The following is a 13,863-nucleotide window of genomic DNA, read 5'->3' on the forward strand; positions in this document are numbered from 1 at the left end:
AACTGTTGTGATGATACGAAAATCGATAGCTTTATTTAAATTTAAAGGCCTATAAAATACCTTTTTGACGTTAGATGTCCAATGTTATAAAATAAACAAATAAATACATGTATTTCCAATAAAGGGAGAGATGACTATGAAATTTCTTGCGCGTTTTCTATGTGCTTTTGTACTGCTCTTTTCAATAATTGCAGTTGTAGTTCCAATTAATTCACATGCGCAGAGCATTAAAGTAAACAAATCATTTAAAAGTGCTGCAAAAAAAGGACAACTTCTTGGTAATAAAGGCTATGTCGGTATGTCTTATAAAGAATTGAAGAAATCGGTACCTGGTAAAGCTCTTATTGCCGAAGCTGTAAATGTCTATTATGCTAAAAGAGGCGGTACTATGTATGGATTTGAACAATATAATCCACATACTGGTTCTTTCTCATATAAATTTAAAAGTACTGATGAAGTCGAGTACATTTCTAACAGTTACTCTGGTAAATTAACACACAAACAAATGGAAAAATATTTTGGTCATCCTGTTGGTAATCGTACATATGGTACCAAAAACAAGCTTTATAAATCAGGTGTTTACTATATTGGCTTTCGTAGCTATAAAAGGGGTAAAGGTTATATAACAGATATCGCGATTGGTACACGCGATATGATGGAATTAGCTGCATATTTTAATGGATACTAGTTAAAAATTTAAATAATTGAATATAAAGTGAGTTTTTTTAAAAAAGATACTTAAAGAGCCAGCGATTTTCATATAGATCGCTGGCTCTTTAGATTTACTATATTACGTAAGTTTTTTTCAATCTCTACTAAAAGTGTGAGATTGATCACTAAGCATCAGTTAACAAAATTAATATTATTATGATGATTCTGTGAGTGCTTTAACCATTTATTTATTCACTTTCACAAGTTCCATTCGTCCGCTATCAGATTTAAGCAAAATCAACCCTATGTTTTTAGCAAAATAATACGTTACATTGTTCGCACGTTCTTTAACTACAACACAGTTTTTATATGTACCTCCTTTTACTTTAACGGTCTTTTGAATACTTATTATTTTCGAATTGTTAACGATATTTCCATCAAAATCAGTCACTTTTAATACTTTTCCTTTTTTAGTTGGCACTTTAAATCCAGTATAAATCCAGTCTGAACTAGGTGCACCGACTAAAAATCCTGCCTTATTTACGTTATAGCTTAAATCAAGCATTTTACTATTATTTGAAACCCATCCATCTATTTCTTTACGGTATTTCAGTGTAGCTTTAGTCGATTTTCCGTTTGACGTATTTTGATAAACAAAAGACCATTTTTTACTGCTTGGTTGATACTTTTTCATTGTGCTATATGATAAGCTTTTCGCTGCTTGTGCATCTTCATCGCTTATACAATAGAAGGCAACAAATGCGACAACAAAAGTCACTATTATTTTTAAAATTTTATTCATGTTTCCCCACCTAATTAAGTATTTGAAATGACTTACGCAATGTTTTCATAACAGACACGTCCACTCTTAATTTCTAGGATAAGGACTTAACTTCAACGCGCCATTCACCTATGCTAACCCCACTTAATTATGGGCAATTCATACTGAGCTCACTAATTAACCTTAACTGTTTTCACCTTACTTTTGTTTCCTACTGCGTCTTTAGCGTATATTTTCAAATTGGTACCTTTCTTTTGTTTGGCAATTTTAACTGAGTACGTTCCTTTACTAGTAACAACTCCTTGCCCTAATAATTTAGTCCCCTTATATACATATAATTTTGCACTTTTCTCAGCCTTCCCAGTAATCATGGTTGTTTTAGAAGTTACTCTATTTACGCTAGGTATAGCTGGCGGAGTTGTATCACGCTTGATGGCACGGACTGTATATGGAATTTTATATTCTTGACCATCATATCTTTTAACCCTTATATAGTATATGCCTTTTTTCAAATTGACATTAGCAAACGTTTTCAATTTATTATGACCATACTGTGTATAGTAATATTGTACAAATGTTCTATTTGGATTGGATACCTCAATATAAAATCTTGCGTTTTTTGAATTTGTAATTTGTAATGCTATATTTGTATTTTTTGATAAATCTAAACGATAGTAATCTTCATCATAATATGATCTAATAATACCTTTTTTAGAAGTACCTATTCTAAGTGAGTCCGCTCGAGATTCATCATCATTGTCCTCATTTTCAATTGCGGTTGATGCGCTAAAATTTACGTTAAATAAGTATGGTACATTATACCTTTTACCTTCGTATGTTCTTACTTTCAGATAATATGTGCCTTTTGGAAGACCTATATTAATAATATTACTCATCTTCTTATTACTATAATCAGTAGTCCATCTTTCTAATTCTGTTCTGCTACCTGAGTAAAGAACAACTTCATATTTCGTTTGTAAACTTCTATTCATATCAATTTTTAATTCGCCACTTTTGGATACTTCAAAAACAAAGTAGTCTGATTCATAGTCAGCAAAACCATGAACCTCTTTGTTTAAAGAAATTAAATTTGCTGAAGAAAAATCATTATTAAATTCCTTTTCAAAACTTTTACTCGAAGTGAAATCCAATTTTAACTTATATGGAATGCCTACTCCTTGGCCAGCATATCTTTCAACCTTTAAATAATATGTTCCTTTATCTAACCCTTGCGAAAATAAATCGGCAGTTCCTTTATTCACTCCATAATTTGTATGGTAAGCTTCTATTTTTTTCATATTCTCATTATATAATTCTACAGAATATTGCACATTTAAATGCTGATTGATCGAAACACCTAATTTCCCAGCATTTTCTAAAGTGAAGACATAATAATCATCATCATAGTTATCATAAAAATCTCCATCTATTGAAGTGGTATTATTTGTAAGACTTATACTTTGTGCAGTAGACATGCTATCATTCGGTTCATATTCACTTGCTGCCAATACATTATTCACATTAAAGAATAAGGACAAGCCAATAAAAACACTAAAAATAGATATTATACTCTTAAACAAAACTTCCACCTCCATTTATAATAACCTAATAATATCATGTTATTAAAATAAAAGGTTATTTATTAGTCAATAATATCTATAAGTGTGCAATTTTCAATTGAATTCCGAAGATAAAAAACGTAATCTTCATCATAGAGGGTACTTAAAGATCAATTATTACCTATAGCATTAGAGCTTATCTTGATTGTGAATTAATCTTTGTAACTAAAACGGAATTCACTATTATTTTTTGTTATAGCTTTACTAACAGAGATTTCAATAAAAAACGCAGCTATAAAAGACTGGATAACTACACCAATTGTCTTTATAGCTACGTATATAGAAGGTGCTGAATACTTAACAAAAACTCGATTATTTTTGTTTTTAAAATGAAGGAGTTCAATTGGAAAATATTAGATAAACTTAAACTGCATTACAAAACTTAATTGAGATGTTACCCTTATCAAGTTTATTGATTATTAATAACTTATTAGCTAGTAACAGTCGGTTTCTTTTCAGTAAAAGAAACTTCTCCATTGATTGAATGAAAAAAAGAAAAAACCTAACCTCCTATCCTTCTATCCACTAAACGATAGGAGGATATTATATTTGGAAAATCTGTTATCTGCTATAGATGTGTTGTTTTAGCAAATAATAATGATGTTTAATTCTGTATGGGATACTATACTCACTTGCAAGTTGAATGACGACTTACCAGTGAGATCAAGTTTACTTTTTCACAATAATAGTTTTCGCTTTTCCAACATTACCTGCATTATCTTTTGCAAAAATAGATAGTTTTGTGTTGGCTTTTTGTCTTTTTATGTTTACTGAGAAAGTGCCTTTTTTACTTACTTTAGCTGATCCGATAACCTTCTTGCCAGCTTTTACATAGACTTTGGAGCTGGCTTCTGCCTTTCCTGTCACCTTAGTTGATATAGTTTTCACTGTATTAACTGAAGGCACTTTTGGAGCAATTTTGTCTACTACTGTGATTTTTTTAGATGTGCTATTGTTTCCAGCCTTATCTACGGCTACCACTGTTAGGACTATGCCTGCTTTTTGGGCTTTAATCTTTATTGAAAATTGCCCTTTTTTATTTGCAGCCCCAGTTCCAAGTACTTTATTTCCTACTTTTACTGTCACTTTAGCATAAGCTTCAGTTGTTCCCGTTACCTTCTGATCTTTATCACTTATTTTATGGACGACAGGCATAGTTGGAGGAGTTTTATCTATAACAACTATTTTAGTTTCTCCACTTACTTTTTCAGCAATATTTGTCGTAGCATAAAGGATTGTTCCTGCTTCAAGCTTCTTATCTAGCAAAATAGAAAAAGTACCATCAGTAGTTTTTGCTATAGACTCTTTTGTAAATTCCTTTTTGTCAGTAATCTTCACCTTAGAACCTTTATCAGCCATCCCTTTAATTTCAAGAGTTTCTGATGTCACTACATTTACTTCTGGTGCATTTAGAGTCGGTTCTGGATCAATAGGAACTGTTGGACCTGGATCTGGTTGAGGAGTTGGTTCAACCGGATTTTCTTTACCATCTGTTATTTCAAATGTAGCAAAAACAGTTTGGGCATTAATTGCAGAAATTTGAATTTTGTATGATCCATTACTATATTTTGATGTTTTGATCGTTGTTTTAAAATTCCCTTTTTCATCGATTCCAGTATCATTCCATTGATAAGCTTCTACAACAGTATTATTTGCCGTATTTTTCACTTGCATCATCGGAGAAGTTCCCTTTCCTGCTACCTGTCCTTTTAAAACAGTTCCAGAAACCTGTATCTTACTGCCAGAAATATATTGTGCTGCATCTGTTTGGACCGTTAGTGTTACATTACTGTCCGCAAATGCTGGGAGAATTGTATTCAACATGATAAAGATAGTTACTATGAAGGTGACTAGGCTTTTTTTCAAAACACTCACTCCTATTTTAGTATATAAAAGAGGGAGAGGTAGTTATTCCCCTCTCTCCTTATGCTTCGATATCACTTATTTGACTGTAAAGGACCCCACTTTACTTGATTCTGCGAGTGGAATTGGATTGTCATTGTTATCCCAGATGTACATTTCAACTTTATATTCGCCTTTATCAAATGTATCTAATGGAATATCTACTCTAAAACGATTTTTGGCTTTGCTATTTAACTTACTCGTAGTCACTTCTTTGAAGTATACGACCGCACCTTCGTTATCTTTAATCTGGAAGGCAACTGTAGGATTTCCTACTTTTGCTCCACGATTTTTGATATCTGCTTTTATGCTGACACTGTTATCAGGAGTAAAGCTAGATGTAGCAGTACCTTTTGAATCGGTAGTTGAAATAGATTCAACTGTTAAAGGATGATTCGATACATTGAATTCAACTGTTTGCTTCTCTGAGTCTTTACTGCCAGTAGCACCTATTAACAGTTTATACTTACCGCTTTCAGCCAACTCATTTGGCGTGAAGCTACCGTTATACTTTTGCCCTTCTTTCGTTTCAAGAGTCGTTTCTTCTCCACTTGGACTAATTACTTTTGCGTCCCAATTGATAGATTCAGATGCTTCTGCTTGAATTTCTGCAGGATTATCCACAGTTACATCTGCGTTGCCATTTGTTAATTCTACTGAAGTTACAAATGCTGCAGGTGAAGGAGTACCTTTATAGATCGTAATGATCTTCTTAGTAATATGCCCACTAAGATCTTCTACTTGGAATACAATATCATTTTTTCCTTCTTCTAATACCAATTGAACTTTTTGATCATGCGTCAAAGATCTCATTTCAAAAGGTTCATCGAATTCATGTGTAAATTCCTCACTACCGTTCACTAGTAGACGTAAGTCATCAAAGTTATCAGCAACTGTTACAGTAACCGTTGGATCCTCACTATTAGAATCAACAAAATTATTTGTTGGAAGGTCTTTTACTGTAAGTGTTGGTGCTTCTGTATCTATTATTACTTGTCTTCTAAATTCAATTTCATTGCCAACTTTATCTGCCCCTTCAATATAAACTTCATTGACACCATCTTTTATAAATTCAATATTTGTAGCGAATTCATATTGCTTTGTTACACTGTTATACACTAAATTTACATCTTGTGAAGAAGGATTTAATGTTTCACCTTTTATTTTCAGATAGTCCACTTTTGAAGCGTCTGTTACATAACCTGTAAACGGCACTTCACGTGTATCATAAACACCTAAGGCCTCTGGAACATCAGAGACAATGTAAGGAATTGTGTTGTCCCCAGGACTTGATACTTTTTGTTCACTATGGTTATATGCATAGTCATATGCCTTCACTGTAATATTCTTGCCATCATCCACTTTTCCAAGAGATACTTTAAAGTCATTTTTTGTACCAGGATTTATGACTCCTAAGGGTTTATCATCCACATATACTTCAACATATTGTAATCCGCTTCCTTTTTCATCTGTAGCATTGAATGAAAGGGTGCCCGTTGTCTTACTATAGGATATGTTAGATACGACTGGTGCCTTGTTATCAACAATGACAGGAATCTTTGTTACTTGTTGTTCTTTATCGCCAAAATCGATTTTTGTTTTTACTTGATAATAATACGTACCATCTGCAGCGATTTTATTATTCAGATTTCCATCCCATTCTGTATAGCCCGGTTTATATGAGTATATAGAGCCGTTTGATCTACCATTGTGATACGTTTTTCGTTGATCTTTGTCAGTCCGAAGTTTACGCAATGTTTTCCCGCTTGCATCGGTAATTACATATTCAACTGTTTTACTGTTTCGTAAGAATGAAAGTACAGGCGTTACTGAATCATTATCACCATCTCCATTTGGCGAAATAGCAATTGCATCTTTGTTAGGTTCTTCAGTGAAAGGATTTATACCAAGATAATAGCCTTGATCATCTACCATTCCTGCAGCACCATAGTAAGAGCCAGTATCGTAAATCATTGGATCTAATACAGGTGGTTTATTCCAGTCACCTTTAAAGCCTAGGTAAGGAATAGATAAGTCAGGTAAAACGACATCTTGGGAATCATTTGTCAGTGTGATGAATCCTTCAACGAAGTAACCGTTCTTCTGTATTTTTTCTAACTCTTCTTTAGCTTTAGTTAGATCTATTTGAACAGTAATATCTTTAGACTGCCTTCCAAATAAGGTAACCTTCGGCGTATCAATTGTTACCTTTGCGTTTTTAATAACTTGTTCCTTCAACTCATTAACTGCTGTTTCTCCTGAACCTGAAGTCGCATCAGTTAACACAGATGCGTTTACATTATAAGTAGCATCTTCATCGCTAAAGTTAGTTGCCGTAACAGTCATACTGAACTTATCTTTGCCAATTTCCTTCAGCTCCACTTTACCTTCTTTTGTACCCTTTGCTTCTACAAAAACTGGCGTTGTAACGGCTGAATTCAATTGCATAATACCAGCCCCTTGTAAACGGGGTGAGTAGGCAATATTGTCATTTCCTTGTTCCTTAACAATCTTGGCTGTGTTCATTAAAAGTGTTTTTGCACGTTTTACTTTATCTGCACCTTTTAAATCTGGGAACGTTTCTTGTACCTTCTCCAGGACAAGAGCAGCTCCCCCTGATACATGTGGAGCTGCCATCGATGTACCACTCATGACACCATACTTACCATCATTGAATGTCGAGTAGATCTGTCCACCTGGAGCAGTAATCTCAGGCTTCAACTCAAGACTTGGCGTAACTCCCCAAGAACTAGAATCTGCCATTTTTCCTTTAGAACCATTGACAACTGTAGTCATTTTCCCGCTAAAGTTTACTTTACCTGTTCCGCCTGCTGCTTTAATCTTTGTTTCTAAAGTAGTACCATCTGCTACGCTTAAAGAAACAAGTGGTATCGTTGGATTATTTAGTGCCATGTTAACGTAATCACCATGGGCAGCAGTCCCTCTAATAATGACACCTACTGCGCCTTCTTTTTCAGCTTGTGCTTGAATCTCTCCATAGTTTGGATTTGCTGCTGTTCTTACTGCGAAGACTACTTTTCCCTTCACATCTTTGCCTTTATACTGAGCTGCACTGCCATCGCCAACGTAGACAACATCTTTTTCAACATTTTTTCCAAATACCTCTACAGGAATTGGAGAAGACTGCGTTTTATAAGCAATTGGTAGTGATTCTGACCCAATTTTCAATGTCATCTGATCCAACGTAATTTTGTCATTCTCAATGGAAGCAACTGAGATTGAATTAGTAGCAAGTCCAGGAGCACCGACTAATCCAGTATCAGGATTAGTTGCTAACGGATTTTCGCCGTAATTGTAACTAAAATCACCTGAGTTACCCGCTGAAATAGACATTAACACACCATTTTCAACAGCTCTTTCAACTGCTTTTTGCTCTAGACTGTTCGCATCTACAAAGCCTGCAGTTGAACCTAAACTCATATTCAAGACATCTGCCCCAAGAATAATTCCATCATCAATCGCTTTGATATAAATATCTCCGAAAGTTGATGGCATCGCTTGGTCATTACCAAACACTTTAAGTGCCAATAATTGAGCTTCTGGAGCTACACCTTTAATACCATTCCCTGTTTCGTCGCCATTAGCTCCTACAGTACCGGCTACGTGCATGCCGTGCATTGAGGCATCAGGACCAAGATCACGAATTTCATTGTTTTTATCTGCATAATTGTAACCATAAGGAACTTTTAATGAGTAATAATTCCCTGTTAGTTTATTTGTTTTCACAAGGTCTTGCACTTTTGTTGATGATAATTTATGCTTTTCATCCGCCTTTAGCGTCATGTCTTTATGAGTACTATCAATACCAGTATCGATGACACCTACAACCATGCCTTTTCCATCATAACCGGCATTCCATGTTTGAATTGCTTCAACCATATCTTTACTGGAAATCATTGTAGGTTTTACAGATGGTCTTTCATACTCGTTCACGATACTTACTTCTCCAACATTCGGTAGTTTTTCAAGTTCTTCAATTTGACCAAATTCAATTTCTCCGCTAACTCCATTGACCACAGTTGTAAAGGTATTTTCAACATCAAAATCAATTTTTTCCTTTTTTACATCAGTGAAAAATTCAGCTTGTTCACTTTTTACACTAGCCTGTAATTCATTTTTCTTTGCTTGTCCTAAATCCTTATATCTTATTCCTTTTTTAGTAGAGTAAGTAATGGCTGGCGCCCCTTCCAACTCCACAACTACTCTGACAACCTCATCGTCTTTATAATCCTTGGTCGCTTCTTTAACTTTTTTATTTGATTTTTGAATCTTGATTAGCTTGTCTAAATTATTTGTTTCCGCTTTAGCAAAATTCGTGCCAAAAGTCATGTTTGAGACTGTTAATAAGCCCATCAAGCCAATAATTGCACTTTTTCTGAATCTCTGAATCTTTTTCACTCTTTTCTCTCCTTTTCAAAAAACGAATTTGGTACAAACAGTAAAAAACTTTCTACTCTAAAAGAAGTTTATAAGTATAATAATTTCCAAACATACCCTACCTCAGATTTAACTAAGAATTACAGCAAGTTATAAGATAATAAAATATAAATCTAGTTCTACAATTCTTTCTAAGCTAAGGCTATAGATTAACTACATACTAAAATTCAGTAAATACTTTTAGCTGTCCCCCCTTAAGATAGTAATAATATGTATATACAAGTGCATCTACTACATTAACTATCGCTACTTGTTTACATATTTTATAAACCTCCTTATCTATGTATATTAGAGAGATTCATAAAACATTCACGAATATCTTATTAATGTCGATAGTCTTAATCATGCTAAATAATCTGGCATGGATCATGATATGATTTCGAAAATCTATGCCGACAATATCTCCAATGCTTCTAGTAATCTCTCAGTTACATCTACATTCTCTAGTGATGGTCCGTCCTATTTTGGTGGGCAATTACGGAAGATTGTTCTAAATGCTACATTTGATAATATGGTTAGTTTTAAGACCTCTCTTTGATGGGCTATACTAGCATTTAAGCTACCTATATGGCAGATATTCAAATGAGTTGGGTCATTCTTTGTATTTAGACATATTACTAGAAAATGAACTAACTCTATCTACTTTTCCTAGAAACTCTCTTAAAAGCTCTGCCTCATCTTGTGGTGATTCTACTTTGTGGTTACTGTATGAAAATGATTTCTCCTTTACTAACTGCACCGGAACTATATCTACTCGTTTTGCTTTTACTACTTTTTCTTTCATTATAAACTCCTCCTAAACGAAAATAGCCCTCGCGCCAATTGGCATGAGAGCTTTAAATACTATCAAAATCATAATATATATTTGAAAAGATATTTATTTCGGTTTCTTTCTCTTTATTTCTTCTCCTGTAAACGGGGCAATGAATTCTTTCATTGTCATTTGATCATACAGGATATCTTCTTGTAATTGGTTCTTGATATACTCTTGAATCACTTTTCGATTTCGACCGACTGTATCCACATAGTATCCCCGACACCAAAATTGTCGATTTCCATATCGATACTTTAAATTGGCATGTCGGTCGAATATCATTAAGCTACTCTTCCCTTTTAAATAGCCCATGAACGAAGATACACTGAGTTTTGGCGGTATACTCACCAACATATGTATATGATCCGGACATGCTGTTGCTTCAATAATTTCTCCACCTTTTCTTTCGCATAACTGACGTAGAATTCTTACTATATCCGTCTTGATTTGACTATAAATAACTTGCCTTCTGTATTTCGGTGCGAAGACAATGCGACACTTACAATTACATATTTCGCATAATAAACTTTTATTATCCATTTTTGGAACTCCAATCATACGAAGTCGGTTGACCAGACCTGTCTTCGTACGATTGGAGTTTTTTTATTGTCCATAGCTAAAAGCTTTCCGGAACCCCCTGCACAGCAGGGGGTTTTCAAAGCATACAAAAAAACTCCTATCATCCGAAGAAGATAGGAGTCTTTGAATCCGTTCGCCCAATAAGGTAAGGGAGTGGATTAATAATCGATAGATTATTTAGAAATAGTAACACCAGATACAGAAGTTACAGTATTAGAAGCTGAATCAGTTAATGTTCCTGCTTTTACATCAAGAGTTAGTGCAGAAGCTAGGTTTGCTTCTGTTAAATCACCACTTAAAGTTAATACTACTTTATTAGTATCACTACCTGCTGTTACAGTAGTAACAGTTAATTCAGTAGAACCAGCTTTAACTGTAAAGTCTGATGTTGAACCAGTAATTGTAGAAGCAAGTAGTGCTTCAGATAAAGTTACTTCGATAGTATCAGTAGTTAAAACTTTAGCAGAAGTAACAGTTGGTGCAATGTTTTCAGTTAAATATACATAACCTTTGAATTCATCCATTGCAACACCATCAGCTGATTTAACACCTGCAATTTTAACAACTTGGTTACCAGTGTTAACAGTATTACCCAAAGTTAAAGTTACAACTTTTTTAGTTGTATCAAGAGTAGCTTTTGTTACAGTAGTACCATCAATTGTATAGTTAGAAGCTGTTGTAGCAGTAGCACCTTCTAAAGCTTTATCGAATGTTACTTTAACAGTTTTATTACCTGCTTGTGCTGCAATACCATTAGTAATAACTTCTGGTTTTGCAGAGTTTGCAGTACCTGCAAATGTAAATTCAACAGGAGTTGAAGCAGATTCGTTTCCTGTAGCTGTACCATCTGTTGCTTTTACATTAAAGTTATATTTAGTACCTGCAACTAGATCTGCACCATTAAATGTTGTACCAGTTAATGCAATACGTACAGATTTTTTATTTACTACTGTTTGATTTCCTAATACTAATGCTTGTGAATCTGTAACATAATCTTTATAAGAAGTTGCGTTACCATCTACAGCAATAGGATTAGTTGTATTTAAATCTTTATCAAAAGTAAGTGTTAGATAAGATACGCCTGCAACTGTTTCTAGTTTAGATGAAACAAATTTAGGTGCTACTGTATCTTTCGCAATTTTAATAATTTGAGTATGATTAGCAGCCATTGGTTCTCCTGAAAGGTCCGTAATGCCTGTAGCTGCAACTGTAACATTCGCTACAGCAGAATCACCTGTAGTTAGTGCTGAACTTGATAATGTTACATTGTATTTTTTCTTATCAGTAGAATCTTGTTCAATTGATGCTGCAGTTACTGAAGCAATATTAGTACCTGTTAATGAAACAGCACCTGCTGTGAAACCTTGAACTTCTTCACTGAATGTTACTACTAGAGTTTTATCATCTTTTGCTGTTACTGAAGCTGTTGGAGCAACTCCATCTTTTTGACCAACAGTAAATGTTACAGTAGATGGGTTAGGATTAATAATATTGTTTGCTCCATCAAGAGCACCTACTACTGTTGCTACAACTGTTTTACCAGCGTATTTAGTTACATCACCTGTAAATGTTAAATCTAAAGATTTACCATCAGCTGATAATGTTGAATCTGTAACTAATCCAGCTGGAAGTGAAGTACCATCTGAGAATTTGTAAGACCAGTTACCTTTATTAGATAATGGCTCAGAGAATTTTACAGTAGTTTTTACTGCATTTACTTTTTCAGTAGAAGCAATAGAAGGAGCAGTAGTATCTTTCGCCAAAGTAACTACAGAATCAAATTTTTCAATTTTTTCTTCTTTTGCATCACGTACATTTTCAACTACTAATTTGTAACGACCTTCAAAAGCAGTTGCAGAAGTAAGTGTCAATTCACGACCATTTTCACTTAGTTCTGCTTGAGTAGTACTTGCAGTGTAAGGTTGACCGTCAACAGGAGTAATAGCTACATTAGTAGCATTAACTACATCACCTGTAGCAACTACGTCTGATTCTTGAACTTTTTTGTTGAAAGTAATTTTTAATTGAGTAGCGTTAATCGCTTCTACAGATTTAACTTTTGCGCTAACTTCAACACCGTTTTCAAATGCTTTTTCAACGCCATCTTTATCGTCGTAAGTACCATTAGCTAAAGCAGTATCGAAGTACCATTTACCTTCAAACTCTTTTAGTCCAACGTTATATTTACCTTCGATAAATAGTTTACCAGAGTTTTTACCAAGACCAGTTAATGCTGTACCATTTTCGTACCATTTTTTGTCTTCGCCTTTACCGAACCAGCCGTCTCCTAGTTTACCATCTTTGTAGTATTTACCAGAGTTTTTGCCAAGGCCAGTTAATGCTGTACCATTTTCGTACCATTTTTTGTTAGCACCAGTACCGTACCAACCAGTTGCTTTTTTACCAGCTTTGTATAAAGTTTTGCCACTTAAACCAGTGAATGCTTTACCAGTTTTGTAGTATACGCCTTTATAAGTACCAGTTGCTTTTTTACCTGATTTGTAATAAGTAGATTTGTATACGCCAGAGAATTTTTTACCGTCTTTGTATAATACTGATTTATATGTTTTGTAGCCTTTAACTACTTTACCAGTTTTAGCAGATAATAGTTTACCACCTGATAATTTGTAAGTAGCTGTAGCAGCTGAAGCTGTGTCAGTTGCACCTGTTACTGCGAATGATCCTGTTAATACTGCTGCACCGATTGCTAGTGATGCTACAGGTTTTACTAATTTTAAGTTAAATTTACCCATTTGAAAAAATCCTCCCTTATTGGATATGATTAGCATTATGCTGTTTTTATTAAGTCTTCAGCTAATCATGCTTAGCCTAATTATCGTCCATTGAAGAGAGAATTTCCACCCTTTTTTATGTAAAAGATTTGAATATAAACATTACTTTAATATCAAAATGATTTATGTGTCAAAATTATCATTAAAAAACATCAAAATTATCAATTTATTATAAAAGAAATGATAATATTACAATTTTATTCTAAAAGTTAGTAATATAGTACTCATTAAGAGGATAACTTATCAAAAACCTATATTAATATTCAT

General features: G+C 34.0%; 9 protein-coding genes. 1 reads left to right on the forward strand and 8 read right to left on the reverse strand.

Annotation, left to right across the window (positions count from 1 at the left end; genetic code table 11):
* Positions 1 to 136: 136 nt before the first annotated feature.
* Positions 137 to 688 (forward strand): hypothetical protein, encoded by a 552-nt coding sequence (locus tag AC3IS5_RS17805; RefSeq protein ID WP_489425588.1) that lies wholly within the window; start codon positions 137 to 139, stop codon positions 686 to 688.
* Between the two features lie 207 nt (positions 689 to 895).
* Here the strand turns inward: AC3IS5_RS17805 and AC3IS5_RS17810 are convergent, their stop codons facing one another.
* The 8 genes from AC3IS5_RS17810 to AC3IS5_RS17845 all read right to left on the reverse strand — a co-directional run bounded on the left by AC3IS5_RS17810 (position 896) and on the right by AC3IS5_RS17845 (position 13,557).
* Complete coding sequence (locus AC3IS5_RS17810) at positions 896 to 1,453, reverse strand: hypothetical protein (RefSeq protein WP_489425589.1); 558 nt, start codon at positions 1,451 to 1,453, stop codon at positions 896 to 898.
* Between the two features lie 152 nt (positions 1,454 to 1,605).
* Positions 1,606 to 3,012: an Ig-like domain-containing protein gene (locus AC3IS5_RS17815; protein ID WP_489425590.1), complete on the reverse strand. Its 1,407-nt coding sequence runs from the start codon at positions 3,010 to 3,012 to the stop codon at positions 1,606 to 1,608.
* Between the two features lie 708 nt (positions 3,013 to 3,720).
* Complete coding sequence (locus tag AC3IS5_RS17820; protein WP_489425591.1) at positions 3,721 to 4,917, reverse strand: Ig-like domain-containing protein; 1,197 nt, start codon at positions 4,915 to 4,917, stop codon at positions 3,721 to 3,723.
* 75 nt (positions 4,918 to 4,992) lie between these two features.
* Positions 4,993 to 9,372: a S8 family serine peptidase gene (locus AC3IS5_RS17825; protein ID WP_489425592.1), complete on the reverse strand. Its 4,380-nt coding sequence runs from the start codon at positions 9,370 to 9,372 to the stop codon at positions 4,993 to 4,995.
* 498 nt (positions 9,373 to 9,870) lie between these two features.
* Complete coding sequence (locus tag AC3IS5_RS17830; RefSeq protein WP_489425593.1) at positions 9,871 to 9,993, reverse strand: hypothetical protein; 123 nt, start codon at positions 9,991 to 9,993, stop codon at positions 9,871 to 9,873.
* Between the two features lie 10 nt (positions 9,994 to 10,003).
* Positions 10,004 to 10,195 (reverse strand): hypothetical protein, encoded by a 192-nt coding sequence (locus tag AC3IS5_RS17835; RefSeq protein ID WP_489425594.1) that lies wholly within the window; start codon positions 10,193 to 10,195, stop codon positions 10,004 to 10,006.
* Between the two features lie 93 nt (positions 10,196 to 10,288).
* Positions 10,289 to 10,765, reverse strand: a complete 477-nt coding sequence (gene tnpA, locus AC3IS5_RS17840; protein WP_489425595.1) for an IS200/IS605 family transposase — start codon at positions 10,763 to 10,765, stop codon at positions 10,289 to 10,291.
* A 212-nt stretch (positions 10,766 to 10,977) separates the two neighbouring features.
* On the reverse strand, positions 10,978 to 13,557 hold the full coding sequence (locus AC3IS5_RS17845; protein WP_489425596.1) for a hypothetical protein: 2,580 nt from the start codon (positions 13,555 to 13,557) through the stop codon (positions 10,978 to 10,980).
* Between the last annotated feature and the right edge of the window lie 306 nt (positions 13,558 to 13,863).

It is taken from the genome of Viridibacillus sp. KH_047 (genome assembly GCF_057838945.1).

Bases quoted from the DNA above. Each gene is read 5' to 3' on its own strand.
- AC3IS5_RS17805 (WP_489425588.1), top strand. From the start codon at position 137: ATGAAATTTCTTGCGCGTTTTCTATGTGCTTTTGTACTGCTCTTTTCA.
- AC3IS5_RS17810 (WP_489425589.1), bottom strand. From the start codon at position 1,453: ATGAATAAAATTTTAAAAATAATAGTGACTTTTGTTGTCGCATTTGTT.
- AC3IS5_RS17835 (WP_489425594.1), bottom strand. From the start codon at position 10,195: ATGAAAGAAAAAGTAGTAAAAGCAAAACGAGTAGATATAGTTCCGGTG.
- tnpA (WP_489425595.1), bottom strand. From the start codon at position 10,765: ATGGATAATAAAAGTTTATTATGCGAAATATGTAATTGTAAGTGTCGC.
- AC3IS5_RS17845 (WP_489425596.1), bottom strand. From the start codon at position 13,557: ATGGGTAAATTTAACTTAAAATTAGTAAAACCTGTAGCATCACTAGCA.